The following is a 20288-nucleotide window of genomic DNA, read 5'->3' on the forward strand; positions in this document are numbered from 1 at the left end:
CTTTAAAACGAATAACTAATTCCGGTATAAAATCCGAATGCGTGTGGTTTATAGCTCACTTCAGAGTTACCGCTAAGCGATTCCAGGTAATATCGCATTTGTGGCTCAAATCGCAATTGTAAATTAGGCGTAAGTTGATAGCCCATTCCAACACCAAAACTGGATGAAAGAGAAAGTGAATTCATGTCGGACGTTTTGCCGACTCTGGAACGGGAATCTCCACTGGTCATATAAGCCGAGTTGCCAACCAGAAAGCCGGTATTAACGCCAGCCATCAGTTGCACACCAAACTTACGGTCGACTAACTGATAGCGAACAAAAAAAGGAACTTCAATATAATCAAAGACCTGATCAAAATCGGACGTCGTCATCAAAACTTCCGGAGTTGCAGAAGCCAGGGTATTTTCAACATTACCTGCAACCAGAGCGTTATCCGGCAAGGCATCTAAAACAATTTTTCCGGCTGGCGACTTTACGACAACCGCTTCCCCGTCAGTTGTTGCCGTAGTGAAATAACGCGGGCCGGCATCGTTACTTGCATCCCCAAAGGAAAAGGCTACTTCCCTGCTGTTACTGGTCAAGTTGTTAGTCGAGCCTTGTTCCACCCGGCTGTAATTAATCCCCGACTGGAAACTCCATTTCCTCTGAGTCTTAACCGCGACTGTCAACCCACCGCCTAAATTCACATTCCGGTCATTACTCGAAGCATTCATGTTTTGCGCATACTGATCGCTATGGCTACTGGAATTTACAGCCAAAACAGGACTCACCATTGCACCAATACTCCAGTCTAATTCCGATGATTTGTTTTCTTTATCAAGCAAAGCCGACTGGTTCTGCTCAATGATCAGACGATCAAGTTCACTTAAAACATTGCTTTTCATATTGTCTAAACGCCCCGAGCCCGGGCCATTCACAGCAAGTTGAGCACGGTGGTTCTCCAACAGTGAATAGTCATCTGACAAGCCGGGTGAAGTCATATCGACTAAAAGCTTAGACTCAGATAAAGCCATCACATTATTGAGGGTTGAGACTTCGGTTGTATTCGCCCCCGACACTAAGGGTTCAATTGTCTTAGTTGCTGATTCAACCACTTGTTTATCCTTGTCAACGATGGGTTTTATTTGTTCATTCACTTCAGTTGCGAGCGTTTTCTCCGGAGAGCTCTCCGGATTGCCGTTTTGGGGAATTTCCTTTTGCTTTGCGATGGTCGTGTTTACCTTTAAGGAAGAATTATTATTCTGCAATTCCCGTCCTAATAGAAAGGCCAATAAAAGCGACGCCGCTACAGCGGTGAACCTGATCCAAAGCACTCTTTTTTTGCGCTTGGCTGCGGCTTGCTTTTCGACGATTCCGTCCCAAACATAAGCAGGGGGTTTTAATTCAAAACCCTCAAGGTTTGAGCGAAACAACTCATCTATTTGCTTATCTTCCTTTATCATGCCGTGTAATTTTCTACATCAAACAACTCACTCTTAATTCGATTTTTCAGAATCAACCGGGCACGAGCCAGATTTGATTTTGAAGTTCCTTCGGAAATATTCAGGTCTTTTGCAATTTCCTTGTGGTTCATCGACTCAAAAACATATAAGTTAAAAACCATACGATAACGTGGCGGCAACTCCTGAATGAGCTTCATCAAGTCGTTGGTCGACCATTCACTCTCTGTTATTTCCTCTTCTTCCGCACTGTCATACTTCTCAATATCATCAACCGGATACATGTGGTGCTGCTTTCTGAATTTCTCCAATGAGACATTCACCATAATCCTCCGAACCCATCCCTCGAAAGACCCCTGATGTTTAAAGGTGTCAATCTTCTGAAAAACCTTTATGAACCCTTCCTGCAGATTGTCTTCCGCCTCTGTCTGATCTTTGGAATAGCGCAGGCACACGCCGAACATTTTGGGCGCAAAAAGTCCATACAAGTGTGCTTGCGCACTTGCTTTGCCTGCAGCACAATCCTTTATCAATAAAGCCAGGTCGTTCAAATCCGATTCTTTAGATACCTTCTTAAATTAAACAATTCTGCCTAAATATTCCGGTTACAATTCATTATACCGTCCAGTAGATGCATAATAGCTCACTCGGGTTGCGTCGAATGACAAAAATGATTCCATTTTCCTCAAAAAAAACAGCCCGATTAGGGCTGTTTTTTTATACGCTATATTCATTCGGTTCTGCTACTTAAACAAATGGTAAGTCACTCCTATTGTAAAAGCAAGATTCACTTTATCGTAAGTTTCCTTAAAAGTGCCAATATTCTCGTATTCAATTTCTTTATAGGCACCTTGGTAAGCTGTGTAGAGCATACCCAAATCCAGATCGAATTTTTCATTCACTTTGAACATTGCTCCAAAACCAACCGAATTAGCATCCAAACTATAATTAATATCGGATTGAAAACCACGCCCCACACCTGTTTTTGTATGCATATATCCGGCACTAATGGTTGTGAAATCTGAAATTTGGAATTCCATCCCTAAAGCCAATTCATACAGGTTATTATCAACACTTTCTTCTTTTCCATCCCAGTTTGCATCTTTGTCAAAGTAGTTTGAATAGGAAGCTGACACTTTCAAGTTATCGAATAATTGATAATCCACACCTGCACCCAAAATTGCGGGAATGTCATTACGGAATTTTTCACCGTGGGGAAACATGCCGGTACCATCGACTTCTGTTTCGTTGGTCATCTCCAATTTGGTTCGGAACTCGTACCGAATACCAATGTTTAGGCCTTCAGAAGGATGAAGATCCAAACCTAAAATAGGAGTAATCCCTTTGCCCTTTTGTTTTACATCAACTTCTTGATCTGAAGTAGCAGCAGCATAGGCTGGTTGCCCAACTGCTGTAAAAAAATCGCTTGCCAACATAAAACCGCCGCTGGGGTTCACCAACGGGTGCTGCGGATTGATCATGACATTTGTGATGTGGCCATCATAGGTATTGACCGCACTAATGTAACGCAAACCACCAGCAACAGAAATGATGTCGCTTAACTCATAAGTCGCGTTGAACTGAAATCCCAAAAAGACCGAGCGTCCCTTGAAATACAGGTCGGCTGAATAACTTGAGGTTGGAACTCCCATGGCTGTCACCAAAGCAGGAATCTGAGCAATGGGGACTTCGAATGAGGGCAAGCCGGTTTTATATTCGGCTGATCCACCTCCTGAATTAATTCCGAACCCAAAAGACAACGCCAATTTATCCTTCTTGTAAACAGCAAAACCAGAAGGAAAAACGGGAATCGTCAAGCCACCCTCGAAGCTTGATTGGTTCAGCAAAGGAAAACTGTTTTCAATGGTCCGGGTTTGAAACAGGCTTTGATTATTCAAAGCGAAATGAAACCCATTCTCCATACTGGTTAAACCCGCTGGATTAAAATAAACCCCATCAATCTGGGTAGATGCATTCCGGGACAACATCCGGATATACTGCGCACTTTGATTGGCATTCGTTAAAATGCCACCGGCAAAAGCCGACCCAAAAGTGAGCAAAAAGATGAGACATAGTAAATTAACTCTTTTCATAAAAATATTGTTAGTAAGGGCGGCAAAAGTATCATTTTTTACTAATGATCAAAACAAATATGTTGCAGATCAGCTCCTTGAGAATATTCAAACAATGAAGTCATTTATTCTATAATTTACATGCGACCCAAAAAAGCCCGACTTTGCAGCCGGGCTTGAATTTATCGCTTAAACAATATTCTTACAAGTGGATCACCTCATCGTAAGCAGCAGCTGCCGCTTCCATGATGGCCTCGCTCATAGTCGGGTGCGGGTGAATTGACTTGATCAATTCGTGTCCGGTAATTTCCAGACGCTTTGCAACAACCAACTCTGCAATCATTTCAGTTACGTTTCCACCAATCATGTGAGCGCCTAACAGTTCGCCGTATTTCGCATCGAAAATCAATTTTACGAAACCATCTTTTTGACCGGCAGCACTTGCTTTACCGCTGGCAGAAAATGGGAATTTACCCACTTTCACATCATAACCGGCTTCTTTGGCCTTTTTCTCGGTCATACCAACAGACGAAACTTCAGGCAATGTGTAAGTACATCCAGGGATGTTACCATAATCAACGGGATGTGGATTTTGCCCGGCAATCTTCTCAACACAAGTGATTCCTTCTGCAGACGCAACGTGAGCTAAAGCTGGCCCGTGTACAATGTCACCGATTGCATAAACACCTTCAACATTGGTCCGGTAATAATCATCAACAATAATTTTTCCTTTATCTGTTTTAACACCGAGTTCTTCCAAACCAATGCCTTCGATATTCGTAGCTACGCCAACAGCTGATAAAACAATCTCAGCTTCCAATTCTTCAACACCTTTTTTGGTTTTAACTTTTACCTTGCAAAGGTCACCATTAGTATCAACCGATTCAACTGAAGAATCAACCATCACCTTCATTTTCGATTTCTTAAATGAACGCTCCAGTGTTTTTGAAACTTCTTCGTCTTCATTTGGAACCACATTGGGCAAAAACTCTACCAAAGTCACTTCAGTACCAATTGACTGGTAGAAATAAGCAAACTCGCTACCAATCGCTCCTGACCCAACAACAACCATTGATTTAGGCTGTTTTGGCAGGGTCATTGCCTGGCGGTATCCAATAATTTTCTTCCCGTCTTGTGGCAAGTTGGGCAATTCTTTCGAACGCGCGCCGGTAGCCAAAATAATATGTTTTGCTGAAACGGTCGTTTTCTTTCCGTCGGCGTCGGTTACTTCAACCGAACCTTTTCCGGCCAGTTTACCAAAGCCGTTGATAACATCAATTTTGTTCTTTTTAAACAGGAACTGAATTCCCTTACTCATGCCTTCGGCCACTCCGCGACTACGTTTTACCATAGCAGCAAAGTCAGGTTTTACGTCACCTGAAATAGATACGCCATAATCGGCAGCATGAATAGCGTACTCATAAGCCTGAGCACTTTTTAACAATGATTTTGTTGGGATACATCCCCAGTTTAAACAGATTCCTCCGAGGTTTTCTTTTTCGACCACGGCAACTTTAAAACCTAGCTGGGACGCCCGTATTGCGGCAACATATCCGCCAGGACCACTCCCTATAACTAATACATCGTAGCTCATAATAGTTGTTTCGTTATTTTTTAACTGTAATGAAAACATCTAAAGTCATAAAAAGTTTTGCAAAAATCGTTCTCGAAAGAATAATTTGAATCGAGTCGATTCGATGTTTTATTTCAAAAAAAAGCCGGCTTTTAAACCGGCTAATATTTTAATTTAAAAGTTCTCCTAACTTTTCATCCAATGCTTCACCTCTGAGGTTTTTAGCAATAATTTTACCGTCAGGATCCAATAATATCGAATGTGGAATAGAATTCACCCCATACAAACGGGCAACGGCATTTTGCCAGTATTTCAGGTCTGACACCTGGTGCCAGTTTAAATGATCATCGTCAATCGCTTTTAACCAAGCTTCTTTTTCACGATCCAATGAAACACCTAAAATATCGAAACCTTTTTCTTTATACTTATTATATGCGGCAACAACATTCGGGTTTTCACCACGACAAGGGCCACACCATGAAGCCCAAAAATCGACCAATACGTATTTTCCGCGGAGAGAAGACAGCGTAAACGGATTTCCTTCAGGATCATTCATTGTAAAATCCGGAGCCTCAACGCCGATAGCTGTTTTCGACTGTGTTTCCAGCATCTTATTCAACTGCACCACATATTCTGAAGCAGCCAACTCCGGTGCGAAACCATCAACAAGACTTTTAAGATCTTCGTACTCCAAACGACCGCCCAATTGTGAAAGGGCGATGAAAGGTCCAACAACAGAATTGCTATGTTCGCGAACAAAATTCTTAGCATATACTTCCATATTATCAGAAGCCGCTTCGATATCGATTTTAATTTTGTCCATTTCTTCCTGGTTGCCGGTAGCCGCAGCTTGGGAATATTTTGATTGGTTATCACGAATATCTTTATTCAGTTTGGTCACCTCATCAACATAGGTGTTAAAAATATCAGTTGTTGGCGAACCGGTAACTTTGGTTGCACGCAAACTATCGATATAACTTACAACATTAATTTTGGCATTTTCCAGAAAAAACTGTGCGAAATAATCACGCTGATTGATTCGCAAGTAGCTCAATTCCGGAAGTACTGCTGTTCCTTCAAAACTAAAAGAACCATCCACAATTTTTGCAGTGTCAAGCACAATAGGCTGTCCAGCCTGCGCTTTCACCAAGTATACTTCTCCCGAATCCAGTCCGGCAATGTTTCCACTTACCGTGTATTTGGTCGAATTACTCTGACAGGCCGCCAGCACCATAAAAATCAGGACGATTGGAAATAATTTTTTCATTCTTATACTTTTTGAGATTGATAATATGTATCTAATAAATCTTTTGCTGCCACAAATGAACTTAACTCTTCACCCAGTACTTTCCCTTCAAACGTGCCCAGCAGCTCTTTAATTTTCTGATTCTGGTAGAAATTTGATTTTAATTGATCATTGATAGTTTCATACATCCAAAATTTGGCTTGTTCGTTTCGTTTAAACTGGAAAAAACCAGTTTGGTTCACATGGCTAAGATAATCATTGATTGTTTGCCAAATCTGATCGATACCAATCTTTTTGTAAGCCGAGCAAGTTAATACTTTAGGTTTCCACCCGGAGTCGGTTGGGGGAAAAAGATGTAAGGCATTCATATACTGAACACGAGCCATATTAGCCCGATCAACGTTATCGCCATCGGCTTTATTAATTGTAATCGCATCGGCCATCTCCATGATTCCGCGCTTGATTCCCTGCAACTCGTCACCAGCTCCCGAAAGCATTAACAAAAGGAAAAAATCGACCATAGAATGGACAACCGTTTCACTCTGTCCCACCCCCACGGTTTCAATAAAAATAACATCGAACCCAGCAGCTTCACAAAGGATAATTGTTTCGCGGGTTTTGCGGGCAACACCTCCCAACGAGCCAGCAGAGGGCGAAGGACGGATATAAGCATTCGGATCAACGGACAATTCCTCCATCCGGGTTTTATCGCCCAAAATACTTCCTTTGGAACGCTCGCTACTGGGATCAATCGCCAGTACCGCCAACTTGTGTCCCAATGAAGTAATATACTTACCGGTTGATTCGATGAAGGTACTTTTCCCAACCCCCGGAACTCCGGTAATCCCAATCCGAATCGATTTCCCGCTGTAAGACAAACACTTCATGATAATCTGCTGCGCAATTTGCTGATGTTCAACTTTAGAACTTTCGACAAGTGTAACAGCCTTACTTAAAATGGTTCTGTTCCCTTCGCGTATCCCATTCACATAATCATCAACTGTCAGTTTGTGTTTTTTCTTATTTTTCAGAAAACGTTGAATCGAATTTTCATCGAAAATTTCAGGTTGTTCAATGCCACGATTCACATTCAACCCTTTATAGGCTTCATCATTCTCTATATGTTGGTGCTCTTTATCTGCCATCATTCTAAAATTTTTACGAAGTTAAAACTTCGGGAACGATAAAAAAAACAAGCCGCTCCTTAATTAGAAGCGGCTCAGCAATTGCTCAAATATTTCAGTTATCCGGCTGTTTGTACATTGGTTGAAATGCGCAAAATTGTTGTCGGATTCTTAGGATCATTTGTAATTACCGTAATCGCTTTATTCTGACGACCACGCTTTCCTTTTGAATTGAAAACCACCTTCAATGGTACAGACTCATCAGCCCCGATTATTTTTTTCTCAGGCGTTACAGCAGTACAACCACAAGAAGTTTTCACATTGCGAATAATCAAATCGCGTGTGCCTGTATTTTTAAGGTTGAAAACACATTCCACTTTATCACCTTCTTTAATATCACCAAAATCGTGTGTTTCGTCATTGAATGTAGCTACCGGAGCAGTCGCCAGTTCTTCAGGAGTTAAAGCTGAAAAATCTTCTTCAATTGTTGCCGAGACACCAATTGAGTTGCGATAATCCGCTTTCCCGTCCACATTCAAATAAATTCGGTGCATCACAAAACCATACGTGTTGACTTTGGAAGCATCGTAAGTAACAATAACACTCCCTTTTTCCTTTGGTTGCAAAGTAGCAGGAACAACTTTTACCGTTAAATTTTCAGGAGGTGTTTTAAAATCTAAACTCACCGGACTGTCCGAGTCATTAACGATTTCAAGACTGTCGGTAGCCACTTCATTCTCCTTAATTTTCACAAAAGCAATGTGGTTCGATTTTGCTCTTACCGGCCCAATCTCACGCGGATAAAGTTCTGCAATTGTTTTTTCACGTTGCTCGACTGTCCCTTTAATCCTTAAGATTGTTCTGGGTGTTTCACCATTACTGGTAACAGTGATCGATTTATTAAAAGCTCCCGGGCGATTTGCCGGATTGTAACTCACTTTAATAAACCCTTTTTCTCCCGGAGCAATTGGTTTTTTGGTCCACTCAGGAGTCGTACAACCGCACGAAGCCTGTACATTATTCAAAATTAACGGTGTAGCACCACTATTCTGAAATGCAAAATTATAAGCTTGCGGACCTGCTGCTTCTTTGAAACTACCAAAATCGTGCTCAGTTGTTTCAAATACAATTTTGGCTTGGGAAGATTGAGCTCTTAATTCCCCTACCAATACAGAAAGGGTAATAACCAGAAGTAAGAATCTCGCTTTCATAGGCATGTTTTTCGTAAATATAGTTTGGTATAACTTTCTTTCTTGCGTAAAACCAGTAACTTCTATTACAAAGCTAAGAAAGCTCAATAGCAAATGCTGTTAATTGCGCCAAACATTTGTTAATGAAATGTTAACAACGTTATTTACTATTGAAAATTAATCTAGCTTCGCATGTTCAAAGGTTAATTATTAGGCGTTTATGGGAAGAAATACTATTCGTGTCATCGTTATTCTAGCCACTTTTTCGGTCTTGGGAATTCTAATTATTCAGTTCTTTTTCCTGAAAAATACGGTTGACATGAACGAACGTAAATTCCATGAATCGACCACACAAGCACTAAAAAATGTCGCCCAAAGTCTGGTTGATTACGCGACAAAGACCCAGGGCTATCATAGTAATTACGACCCCTATAATTCAGTCGATCAAATTTCCAACAACTATTATGTTGTCAATGTCAATGACGTTATCAATCCAACCTTACTGGAACATCTGTTACTTGTTGAATTTAAACGACTAAACATTGATCTTGATTTTGAATATGCCATATACGATTGTGAAACCAATCAGATGATGTATGGAATTTCTTATTCAGCAGATAAAGACAGTATCGTTCGAAGTCCGTACATCCCTACCGACCCGGACCCGCTGGCGCTTACTGATGAAGAAATTTTTGAGAACCACTATGCCTTGAAACCAGCTAAGATATCAAGGCCGGCACTTCCAACCTGCGATAAGTACACTTATTATTTCGGTGTTTATTTCCCAAACCGGAGCCAGTATTATAGCAGTCATGTTCAAGCCTGGTACATGGTTAACGGCTTTCTGATCATCGTGATTTTATTTTTTGGATATACGCTTTATATTATTTTCCGACAGCGGCAATTAAGTGAGATTCAAAAGAATTTCATCAACAACCTCACCCATGAATTCAAGACCCCCATCGCTGCGATTCGACTATCAGCGCGAGTTCTGGAAGACCCCAAAATTATTAATCATCCCAAGCGGCTGACAGATTATGCCCGTATTGTTGGTGAGCAAACTGATCGTTTAACCTTACAGGTTGAAAAGGTATTGCAAATGGCCAGTGTCGAAAAAGATATTATCCAACTAGACAAACAGGAAATTTGGTTGAATGAATTCATAGAGAAGACAATTCGGGAGTTTAAGGGAAGCCAGGAGGGTGACACTGATTTCATTCATTTTAAACAACTGCAGAATGATATCCTGATCAAAGCCGACCCACTTCATTTCTCAAATATCGTTTTCAACATCCTCGACAATGCTGTTAAATATTGCCAGGACACTCCCAATATCATGGTTAGCTTGACCAAGGAAAAACATACGACCTATTTAAAATTTGCCGATAACGGCATCGGAATTCCAAAAGAGTACCGAAAAAAAATATTTGGGCGTTTTTTCAGAATTCCAACCGGCGACATTCACGATGTTAAAGGTTTTGGTTTGGGGCTGGACTATGTGAGAAAAATGGTTGAATTCCATCATTGGAAAATTGATGTGCAGGATAATTCACCAAAAGGTACTATTTTTACGATAATCATTCCTAAGTAATATGAATTTCACAGGAAAAAAAATTCTGCTGGCAGAAGACGACAAAACGTTAAACTTCATCATTCGTGATAACCTGGAAGAAGCCGGATACACAGTTACTGCTGCTGAGGATGGAGAAACCGCTTTAAAGAAATTCAACGACGAAGAATTCGACTTGTGTCTGTTGGATGTCATGATGCCGAAACTAGACGGCTTTTCGCTGGCAAAAAAAATCAGAGAAAACAACGAAATTATCCCCATCTTATTTTTGACTGCAAAAGCACTCAATGAAGATAAAATCAACGGATTCTCAATTGGTGGCGATGATTACATCACCAAGCCGTTTAGCATGGAAGAATTGTTGATGCGGATTAAAGTTTTTCTGAAAAGAAGCATCCCGGCAGGTGAGGAAAACGAAGAATTGACGATTTGTCGTGTTGGCCATTTTGATTTCTTTTTCGATAATCTCACGCTCCAAAAGGGAGAGGAAAAGAGAACACTGACCTACAAAGAAGCAGAATTACTGCGCTATTTTTGCGAAAATCCAAACACCGTACTCAGTCGCTCAGACATTCTAAAAAACGTCTGGGGATCTGATGATTATTACCTTGGACGAAGTCTGGATGTATTTATTTCGCGACTCCGTAAATATCTTGGTAGTGATGAAAACATTAAAATCATCAACCTGCATGGGATCGGGTTTCGATTCAATGCACCAATTGAGCGAAAGTAAAGTATTCCAAAAACGACTCTCATGACCATCATTCAAATACTTCTGCTGATTATGGTTGGCCTGGCAGCCGGCTTACTTGGCGGAACGCTTGGCGTCGGAGGAGGAATCGTTGTTATCCCGGCCTTGATCTTCCTATTCGGGTTGAGCCAACACACCGCCCAAGGAACAACCCTGGCTTTTATGCTTCCGCCGGTAACTTTTTTAGCCACCTGGACATACTGGAAAAATGGCAACGTCAACTGGCGCTACGCCCTCATCCTTTCGGTTACCTTTTTGGTTGGTGCTTATTTGGGATCCATATGGGCGGCGCACATTCCCGATAAAATCTTGAGAAAAGCTTTTGGCGTATTACTGCTATTTATCGCACTCAAAATAATTTTTTCAAAATAAAAAAACCCCGCCAAAAGCGAGGTTCTTCATTTTTGAATAATTATAGTTACAAGTATTCATCGCCAAATGAAACGCCCATTTTACGCGCTTTTTGAATCAATGTATGATTTTGATCAACCAATCGCAATTTATCGCTGATTTCAACTAACGGAACAGTTGTCAACTCGTTATTTCGAACAGCTACCATCGTTCCGAAATCACCTTTTGCAATACATTCAGCAGCATACGCTCCGTAACGTGTTGCCAGAATCCGGTCCATCGGTGTTGGACTTCCTCCACGCTGAATATAACCCAAAACTGTTTCACGGGTTTCTATTCCGGTGTAGGTTTGTATCGCCTCAGCTAAATGGCTCGCTGCCGACGTTTCCTTTGGATGGGCAATCCCTTCTGCGACCACGACGATTGAATAGGCCTTTTTACTTTCGTAGCGTTCTTCAATTTTTTTGCAGACAGAACGAATGTTATACTCCAACTCCGGCAATAAAATAATATCACCACCACCTGCCATACCGGCATAAAGAGCGATCCATCCGGCATGATGCCCCATCACCTCTATAATCATAACCCGCTGGTGGGAGTTCGCGGTTGTATGCAAACGGTCAATCGCTTCTGTTGCAATATTCAACGCTGAGTCGAATCCAAAAGTAACATCCGTTCCCCAAACATCATTATCAATTGTTTTGGGGATGCCGATAACATTCAAACCCTCTTCAGCCAACCGGTTGGCGGTTTTCATAGTTCCATTGCCACCGATACAAACAAGTGCATCCAATCCTAGTTCATGGTAATTTTGCTTAATTAATTCGGGTTTTTCATTATCACCATCTTTAACTCCTTTGAACGGTTTAACACGCGACGTACCAAGAATGGTCCCTCCAACGGTTAAAATACCCGACAAATTATTTTCTTTTAATTCGACAAATTCTTTTTCAATTAATCCGGAATAACCAGATGTGAAACCAATCACTTCCATGCCATATTCAACAATGGCTGTCTTTCCGACTCCGCGTATGGCAGCATTCAAGCCCGGACAATCACCTCCTGCTGTTAAAATTCCAATTCGCTTTGCTTTACTGGAGTTCATATTTTAAATTTTAGATTTTAGTTGATTTCAAATAACATCCGAATTTAATAAATCTAATTTGCTTTTTAATCGCAATCTCCCAATCAATTTCAACCGCTCGCGTTTTTTTTTAAGTAACCTTTCCTTTAAATCTATCCTTCAAAAAGAGCTAATTTAGCCCAACCTGTTGCAAGCCAGAAAGGTTTTTTCTAATTTACTTTAAATAAACTTTACGGTTACACAACACTGAGTTATTCAAGCTAAACATACCATAAACATGAGAACACTAGGGCTTATCGGAGGAACCGGATGGGTTTCAACAATTGAATATTACCGGTTAATCAATGAATTTACGAACGAGAGACTTGGTGGTTTAAATGCAGCCCAATTGATCATCTACTCGGTGAACTATGCCGATATCGAAAAAATGTATCAGCGGAATGATACGTTCTCCATAATGGCAACAATGAAGCATATTGCTTTAAAACTGCAAGCTGCAGAGGTTGACGGCATTTTACTCTGTGCCAACACACTGCATCGTTTTGCAGAAGATGTGCAGCAAGCTTTAAAAATTCCGTTGGTTCACATCGGCGAGGCCACCGCATCTGAGATAAAAAAAGCTGACCTGAACAAGGTCGGACTATTGGGAACTAAATATACAATGGAGTTAGACTTCTATCAGAATAAACTTGCTGAGTCCGGTATTGAAACGCTGACTCCCGACGCCGACGATCGTGCTTTCATCCACCAATGTATTAGCGAAGAGCTATTGAAAAATCAGTTTTTGCCGGATAGTAAAAAACGGTTTCTTGCCATAATCGATCAACTTGTTTCACAAGGGGCTCAAGGAATCGTATTGGGATGCACTGAAATTCCGTTATTGATTAAACCCGAAGATGTTTCGATACCGGTTTTCAACACAACAGAAATCCACGCCAAAGCCGCGGTAAACTTTGCCTTAGACTAATCAAAATGACAACATCAGCCATTTATATTCAGGCTGCCGAGATGCAGCAAACATTCTTTGATGTTTTGGTTCGTGAAAAGGTAGAACCGGATGTAGCGCTTAAGTGCGCTGAAATATTCACGAAAAATAGTCTGGAAGGAATCTACTCTCATGGTGTCAACCGGTTTTCCCGTTTTGTGAGACATATCCGTAAAGGCTATGTCAAACCACAGGAGAAACCAAGTCTCATTCATTCCTTTGGAAATATAGAGCAGTGGGACGGGAATCTCGGCCCCGGACCTCTTAATGCGCTGCATGCAGCAGCTCGAAGTATGGAACTGGCCCGAAAATCTGGGATGGGTTTGGTAAGTCTTGCCAACACCAACCATTGGATGCGCGGTGGAACGTATGGCCTTCAATGTGCCGAAAAAGGATTTGCGTTTATCGGCTGGACGAACACCATCGCCAACTTACCACCATGGGGGTCTGCCCAAAGCAAACTGGGCAACAACCCAATCGTTTTTGCAGTTCCATTTCGACAGGATGCAATTTTATTGGACATGGCCCTTTCGCAATACTCGTTCGGCAAACTCAAGGAAGTCAGCAATTTTGGTGGCGAATTACCCCAGCCCGGAGGCTATTCCGCTAGTGGTGAACTAACAAAAAGCCCCAACGATATCTTGGAGGGAGGACGTGCCCTGCCGATCGGATTTTGGAAAGGATCGGCCCTTTCGTTGTTGCTTGACATCCTGGCAAGTATTCTTTCCGGTGGTCTTGCCACACACAAGATCACAGCAAACGGACAAGAGGAATACGGAGTTTCACAAGCTTTTATTTGTATTGACCTGCAAAAGTTAGCCAATTTCCCGGCGATCGAATCGACCATCGAAGAAATTATTCAGGACTATCAATCAACAGAATCTCTGTCGGCCAACAAACCAGTTCGCTACCCCGGTCAGAACAGAAAAGAAATCAGAGAAAAAAACCTGAAGCACGGCATTCCGGTTAACCGTGCTGTTTGGGAACGGATTTCTTCCTTGTAAATACTATTCGCTATATTGTTGAATGATACCTCCTGTGAGGCGCAACAGATTCGTATGGATATCGACGAACTGATAAATGGCTTCCAGCTCACCTAACGCAACATTCAGATAAAGATTTTGCACATCGCGAAAGTTGAAGGAATTGATACTTCCACTTTCATATTTTTCCCGACTAATCTGTAAATTCAGCTTCGCAGTTTCCATATTTTCCCGCGCGACATCCAGCAACTCTTTCCGAACCTCGTAAAATTCGTAGACATTATTCAGTTGGTTATTCAGTTCATGTTTCATTTGCACCAAGCTCACATCACCGGACTGCTGTTCTATTTCGGCAATCTGCTTTGCACGCTTTTTGGCACCACCACCAAATAAATTAAAGCTAAGCGTAAAGTTACCATAGAAATTATTCATATTGCTCCAGTTCACACCTTGCGTTTCGTAATCAACTCCGGTACGCGAAGCTGTTGCCCCACCGGCAAAACTCAACCTTGGATAGAAATCACTTTTCGCCGAGGAAACTGCATTCTTCAATAAATTCTGGTTAATATACTGGTTCTTCAAACTTTTGTTATTGGCCAACATCGCTTCCTCCAATTCATCCAACTGGTATTCAATTGGAATCGCCTCAAAATCATCCGTCAATTCATAATCAACCAACGAATCAGTTGCCATAAGAAACTGCAAATCGCGTAAGGAACTTTTATAACTGACCTGTTGCAGCAAGTAAGACGATTTATCCTCGAGATAAGCATTCTGAGCCTGAAGAACATCGTAAGTTACCGCCGAACCTATTTCCTTTTGAAAAGCCGACTTATTATATAAATCTTCGGACAACTGCATGACTTCTTCGTAAACATCCAGTTTTTCTTTTTGAAGCAGGACGGAATAATAGGCCAGGATGACTGACTGAATCGTGCTTTCCACCATCAACCCGGTGTTTTGTCCCGATAAAGTTTCCAGCTCGTTAAGCCGCTGTTTATTCAATTTCACCGAAAACCCATCAAATAAAGTCCACCCAAGTGTTGCTGAGCCTACATATTGATTTTGCAGGAAATTATCGTTTTCATTAATGTTATAATTCGTGCGCGCTTCCGCCGACAAATCAATGTAAGGATAGCGCCCGGCAGCCCCCCAGGTATTTTGCACCTTAGCAATCAATTCATCATTTCGCTGAATTTCCAAATCATAATTATTTTCAAGTGAAATGCGAATCGCATCCGACAGGCTTAGCTGACCCTGCGCGTTAGATGCAACCGCAAGCAGAACAAAAAAGATTATAGCGTAATATTTCATAGTTGATCGTTTCTTGATTTTTGCATTGCCTTGATTTCTGCCGGAGTTTTTCCTTCGTTACGACGCAAGCTGTTTAAATAAGCAATTTCAACTTCTTCGCGCGAAAACTCCCTTCCGTGATAAAGCTTTCTGACTATGCGCCGAACATCATTCAGTACAATCACCAACGCGGGGAAAAACAAAAGAATAAAAATGGTCCCGAAGAAAACACCATAAACCAGTGAAATAGCCATCGGAATTAGAAATTGAGCCTGAAAACTCCTTTCAAGCACCAGCGGGAACAAGCCAGCCGAAGTTGTTAAAGTGGTCAGTATAATGGGACGCAAACGCGATTTACCCGCTTCCAGTATCGCTTCTTTCACTTTAAACCCTTCTTCAATTAACGAGTTGAACTTGGAAAGCATCACCACCGAGTCGTTGATCACAACTCCGGAAAGAGCGACAATCCCCCACAAACTTAAAATGGAAACTGGTTTCCCGTGAATTCCGTGTCCCCAGACTGCTCCAAGAATCGATATCGGTATCATAACCAAAATGATCAGGGGCTGTTCGAATGAACGGAAATTAATCATGAGAATAAAAATGATGGCCAAAAATGCCATTGGGAACAACACCATAATATCGTTCATATTCCGTTGACTTTCCCGCTGCTGCCCTTGATATTCCACATGAATCCCGGGATAAGTGAGATTCAGGTCCGGAATAATCTCTCGTTTCACTTGCTCTAAAATCTCAGTCACCGAGGCATCCGGATCCAGCAAATCGGCATTCACCCGAATTTCGCGCCGGCCATTAAACCGTTGAATGTTTACCGGTCCACGTTTCATCTCATAATCAACCAGCTCAATTAAAGGAAATTCACCGGCACTTGATTTTAGTTTCATATTTTCCAACTGCCCAATTCGCTCCCGATCCTCAGCCGGGTAACGCACCCAAACCCGCAGTTCGTCTCGTCCTACCTGCAATCGTTGCGCCTGCCCGCCATAAAAACCTTGACGAACCTGCTCCGACACAGTGCCTTCGTTGAAACCCAGCATGTACGCTTTCGGTTTCAATTTCAGTCGAATTTCCTGTTTCCCGAGTGCGTTGGTATTTACCACATCTTTCAATTGCGGCATTTTCTGCAAACGATCAATTAAAAAAGCCTGCGCTAACTCCAACTCTTCCGGATGCCGCGATTGCAATCCGATAGACACCGGATCACCAAATCGGCTTCGTGCACCAATCGAATATTTCACAGCCTCCGGGACCGGTCCGATTTTCTCGCGCACACGGTTGATAATTTCGTACGAACTAATACCTGTTTCTTCCGAATTCCTTGGCGAAACGAAAACGTTCCCTGTATGTGTGCCACTCTCAGAGCGATCGAAAGCAGAACCGAGATTAACGGTACAATATTCTATAATATCTAGCGAATCGTTATAATCTTTTTTCAGGTCATCATTCACTTGCCAAACAGCATCTTCAAAACGCTGCAGGTAAGCCATCGTCTGCGTTTCACCCGAGCCGGGAACAAACGCAATATTAACATTGAAGGAGTCAAACTCCATGCGCGGGAAGAAAGTGGTTTTGATGATCTGACCTCCCAACATTCCGAAAGTGATGACCAGCATGGCAACCGGAATAAAAATGACAATATATCGCCACTCAATGACTAATTTTAAAACCCGGTCGTAAGCATAATCGCGTAACCAACTAAAGAAACGCTCCGTGTATTTTTTTAGGCCTTTAGGCTGCCTGTTCAACTTAGCTGGATTTAACACATGTACATTACCGATGTGAGCAGGTAAAACGAAAAAGCTCTCGAACAGCGAAAAGAGCAAACTAACACAGACAATGAAAGCCATTTCAAACATCATTTCCATATTTCCGGAAATAAAAAACAAGGGCGAAAACGCAACAACAGTTGTCAAAACCGATGTAATTACAGCCGGGACCACTTCGACCGTTCCGTCAACCGCAGCTTGAATCGGACTTTTGCCCCGTTCAAAATGTTGAAAGATGTTCTCCCCGATGACAATTCCATCGTCCACCAAAATACCAATCACCAAAATCATCCCGAAGAGGGAAATCATATTAATGGTAATCCCTGCCAGATTCGCGACAATAAACATCGCCAAAAAGGAAGAAGGTATTCCCCAGGCAACCCAAAAAGAAAGCCTGAAACTAAGCATCAGCGCCAAAAAGACGATGACCAGAAAAAGTCCTTGTCCGCCATTGAACAGCAACAAATCCAGACGACTTTTCAGCAAATCAATAAATGATCGGGTCGTGATTAATTCAACGCCTTTGGTCTTTTCGTTAAATGTTTTAACGTAGTTCTGAATGTATTCATCAATATCCCCCAGGTCTTCGGAAATCAATTTCGATACCGAAATACTAATGACCGGGTTTCCTTGTTCCAACGACTTATTCGGAGAAAGATCAGAAAACTTCATTTTCACCGCGGCCACATCACGAATCCGAATAACACTCCCGTCGGTATTTGCCTTCAAAATGATGTCACCTATTTTATTCGGATCGGCACTTCGCGAACGCAAACGAATCAATAGTTCTTCATTTTGTGAGCGCAACTGACCACCGGAAACGTCTTTGTTATTTTGGCTTATTGCATTTTGCAACTGACTAAAGGTAATTCCGTACCGCAACAGAGTCTCTTCATGGGCTTCAACTGAAATTTCCAGATCGGGATAACCGGACAGCGAAACCTGGCTGATGTAACCTGATGATAAAAAATCTTCTTCAATTTGCTGGGCATAGTCTTTTAAAGTCAGCAAATCGACTTCACCGGTAACGATTAGCCGTGCGGCCGGAGATGTTGTTCGCTGCTTGTAAACGATTGGCCGCTCTGCCGCCGTCGGAAAAGACGAAATTCCGTCGACTGCATTTTTCACCTCAATCAGTGTTTCGTCAATATTAATATCGCCTGTAATTTCAATCTGCACACTGGCTGAGTTTTCTGCACTCGTGGAGGTAATTTCATAAATACCGGGAATACCACGCACTGCCTCTTCGATCCGGCTGGTTACACCTTCCTCCATTTCTACGGGTGAAGCACCGGGGTAAGAAACACGGACATAAATATTTTTAGAGGGACGTTCAGGAAAGAACGACAACTTCATCGTAGCCAAACTAATACCTCCAACGACGACTAAAAACACGACAATGAGGTTGGCATAAAACGGAAAGCGAACAAAAATTTCAACAATTTTTCTCATGCTATTCTTATTTACCAGCTTTTTGACTATTGGCACCAGCTAGAATTTCAACCGGTAAATTTTCTTTCACATTAATCAGAGGTTCTGTAACAACCATCTTTCCTTCCGGAAGTCCATTAAAGATCAAACTCGTTTCATTGACCTTCAAAATATTGATTTCGTCCTTTTTCAGTTCGCCATCGACAACGGTAAAGACAACGTTGGAATTAAAAACAGCGCTGCGAGGAATCTCCATTGCACGAGCAATCCTCTGTCCGGGAAACTCGACAACTTTATACTCTCCTGCCAACAAATCATCATCATGAAATTGTTGCACACGTACAAAAATACTTCGCGACTGGGTTGCCGCATCAACAAAATCAGCCTTCCTGACAACACGTCCATCCAACGTGTCACCATTGTTTCGGGAAAGCACCTTCACCTTATCACCGATTTTAATCCATTTACTGTTGTGATTCTCAACAGGCACTTCAATGTCCAACACCTCAGTACCAATCATCCGGGCAATCTGACTTCCGGCATTCACATAGGCACCAACTTCGTAATTCACCTGCGAAAATGTACCATCGAAAGGAGCAATAAGAGATCTCCGTGCCAGGTTCTTCTCGTCCTGTAGCAATCCAAAATACTCACTAATAAAGGTGCGACTAGCCAAAAACACCCTCAGTTTTTCACTTTTGGGTGCAGGCATCACTGGCAGCGGTTGATCAAACTTTATTTTATTGAAGTAGTCATAATAGGTTTGGAATTCATCCGGGTAATCAATCTTCAAATCCGGAAGGATATTAGATATCAGGTTCAAAAAATTGCTTTTACGAGCCTTCAACGCCAGTTCTGCTTCATCCTTATAAATGGTAGCCAGCAGCTGCCCTTTCTTAAACGATCGCCCTTTTTTAATCGGAACCTCCCCCATCTCAATTTTACCGGCAGCTTCAGCAACCAACAAAACATCGTGGCTGGCAACAACCCGTCCTTCTCTCCTCAAAGGAGATACAATATCGGTGTAGGCGACAGCTTCAGCTTTGACAAATCGTTTGGCACCATCTCCGGGCCGCCGCGGCGGATCAGGTTTCATATTAATAAAGACACGGGAAAGGGCTGCAGAGCCGCCTAGGAGGATAATCAAAGCAGCAACAATGAAGGTAATTTTTCTCCAACTCATTTTTCGATTTTTTTCATAGTCATAATTAGTTCGGACACAGACTTAGATGTCATACAGACACAGAAGTTTAATTCATTCGAATTAATTTTTGCTTTTTCATGCAAAATAGCGATAATTTGAAATCTCTGACCATCCGATTGCCTCAAATTCAAAAGTCTTTATCCGCACTATTTAATTACAGGTGATGCATAATAAAAACATTTTCAGCCTCTATTTTGACGAAAAA

At 41.9% G+C, this 20288-nt stretch carries 16 protein-coding genes; 5 read left to right on the forward strand and 11 right to left on the reverse strand.

Features of this window, described 5'->3' with window-relative positions; genetic code table 11:
- Positions 1 to 2: 2 nt before the first annotated feature.
- The 7 genes from GJV22_RS20470 to GJV22_RS20500 all read right to left on the reverse strand — a co-directional run bounded on the left by GJV22_RS20470 (position 3) and on the right by GJV22_RS20500 (position 8665).
- The gene (locus GJV22_RS20470) at positions 3 to 1442 is read right to left on the reverse strand and encodes an outer membrane beta-barrel protein (protein WP_163718171.1); all 1440 of its coding nucleotides are present in this window, start codon (positions 1440 to 1442) and stop codon (positions 3 to 5) included.
- Positions 1439 to 1990, reverse strand: coding sequence for an RNA polymerase sigma factor (locus GJV22_RS20475; RefSeq protein ID WP_163718173.1), 552 nt, complete (start codon positions 1988 to 1990; stop codon positions 1439 to 1441). The genes GJV22_RS20470 and GJV22_RS20475 overlap by 4 nt, the downstream gene beginning before the upstream one ends.
- Positions 1991 to 2182: 192 nt before the next feature.
- Positions 2183 to 3532, reverse strand: a complete 1350-nt coding sequence (locus GJV22_RS20480; protein WP_163718175.1) for an OmpP1/FadL family transporter — start codon at positions 3530 to 3532, stop codon at positions 2183 to 2185.
- A gap of 181 nt (positions 3533 to 3713) precedes the next feature.
- Positions 3714 to 5105, reverse strand: a complete 1392-nt coding sequence (lpdA, locus tag GJV22_RS20485; RefSeq protein WP_163718176.1) for a dihydrolipoyl dehydrogenase — start codon at positions 5103 to 5105, stop codon at positions 3714 to 3716.
- A 148-nt stretch (positions 5106 to 5253) separates the two neighbouring features.
- A complete protein-coding gene (locus GJV22_RS20490) occupies positions 5254 to 6351 on the reverse strand; it encodes a TlpA disulfide reductase family protein (RefSeq protein ID WP_163718178.1) in 1098 nt (365 codons plus the stop codon).
- Between the two features lie 2 nt (positions 6352 to 6353).
- Positions 6354 to 7478: a methylmalonyl Co-A mutase-associated GTPase MeaB gene (gene meaB / locus GJV22_RS20495; protein ID WP_205461984.1), complete on the reverse strand. Its 1125-nt coding sequence runs from the start codon at positions 7476 to 7478 to the stop codon at positions 6354 to 6356.
- Between the two features lie 95 nt (positions 7479 to 7573).
- Positions 7574 to 8665, reverse strand: coding sequence for a DUF1573 domain-containing protein (locus GJV22_RS20500; RefSeq protein ID WP_163718182.1), 1092 nt, complete (start codon positions 8663 to 8665; stop codon positions 7574 to 7576).
- Positions 8666 to 8864: 199 nt separating this feature from the next.
- On the opposite strand from GJV22_RS20500, the gene GJV22_RS20505 reads away from it, so the two are divergent.
- From GJV22_RS20505 to GJV22_RS20515, 3 genes are read left to right on the forward strand one after another with little or no spacing between them, the layout of a single operon-like run.
- Positions 8865 to 10235: a sensor histidine kinase gene (locus GJV22_RS20505; RefSeq protein WP_163718184.1), complete on the forward strand. Its 1371-nt coding sequence runs from the start codon at positions 8865 to 8867 to the stop codon at positions 10233 to 10235.
- A 1-nt stretch (position 10236) separates the two neighbouring features.
- Positions 10237 to 10947 carry a response regulator transcription factor gene (locus GJV22_RS20510; protein WP_163718187.1) on the forward strand — a complete coding sequence of 237 codons (711 nt, stop codon included), beginning with the start codon at positions 10237 to 10239 and terminating at the stop codon, positions 10945 to 10947.
- Positions 10948 to 10968: 21 nt separating this feature from the next.
- Positions 10969 to 11337: a sulfite exporter TauE/SafE family protein gene (locus GJV22_RS20515; RefSeq protein ID WP_163718189.1), complete on the forward strand. Its 369-nt coding sequence runs from the start codon at positions 10969 to 10971 to the stop codon at positions 11335 to 11337.
- 46 nt (positions 11338 to 11383) lie between these two features.
- Here the strand turns inward: GJV22_RS20515 and GJV22_RS20520 are convergent, their stop codons facing one another.
- Positions 11384 to 12421: an ATP-dependent 6-phosphofructokinase gene (locus GJV22_RS20520; protein ID WP_163718191.1), complete on the reverse strand. Its 1038-nt coding sequence runs from the start codon at positions 12419 to 12421 to the stop codon at positions 11384 to 11386.
- A gap of 256 nt (positions 12422 to 12677) precedes the next feature.
- On the opposite strand from GJV22_RS20520, the gene GJV22_RS20525 reads away from it, so the two are divergent.
- Together GJV22_RS20525 and yiaK are read left to right on the forward strand one after the other, a co-directional pair.
- A complete protein-coding gene (locus GJV22_RS20525; RefSeq protein ID WP_163718193.1) occupies positions 12678 to 13367 on the forward strand; it encodes an aspartate/glutamate racemase family protein in 690 nt (229 codons plus the stop codon).
- Between the two features lie 5 nt (positions 13368 to 13372).
- Positions 13373 to 14389 (forward strand): 3-dehydro-L-gulonate 2-dehydrogenase, encoded by a 1017-nt coding sequence (gene yiaK, locus GJV22_RS20530; RefSeq protein WP_163718195.1) that lies wholly within the window; start codon positions 13373 to 13375, stop codon positions 14387 to 14389.
- 3 nt (positions 14390 to 14392) lie between these two features.
- Here yiaK and GJV22_RS20535 read toward each other — a convergent pair whose 3' ends face one another.
- The 3 genes from GJV22_RS20535 to GJV22_RS20545 are packed head-to-tail and all read right to left on the reverse strand — an operon-like array spanning position 14393 to position 20062.
- Positions 14393 to 15682 carry a TolC family protein gene (locus GJV22_RS20535; protein ID WP_163718197.1) on the reverse strand — a complete coding sequence of 430 codons (1290 nt, stop codon included), beginning with the start codon at positions 15680 to 15682 and terminating at the stop codon, positions 14393 to 14395.
- A complete protein-coding gene (locus GJV22_RS20540; RefSeq protein WP_163718199.1) occupies positions 15679 to 18900 on the reverse strand; it encodes an efflux RND transporter permease subunit in 3222 nt (1073 codons plus the stop codon). The genes GJV22_RS20535 and GJV22_RS20540 overlap by 4 nt, the downstream gene beginning before the upstream one ends.
- 7 nt (positions 18901 to 18907) lie before the next feature.
- Positions 18908 to 20062 (reverse strand): efflux RND transporter periplasmic adaptor subunit, encoded by a 1155-nt coding sequence (locus tag GJV22_RS20545; protein ID WP_163718201.1) that lies wholly within the window; start codon positions 20060 to 20062, stop codon positions 18908 to 18910.
- Positions 20063 to 20288 lie beyond the last annotated feature (226 nt).

The sequence above is a fragment of the Mangrovibacterium lignilyticum genome (assembly GCF_010882175.1).
GTDB classification, from domain to species: Bacteria; Bacteroidota; Bacteroidia; order Bacteroidales; family Prolixibacteraceae; genus Mangrovibacterium; species Mangrovibacterium lignilyticum.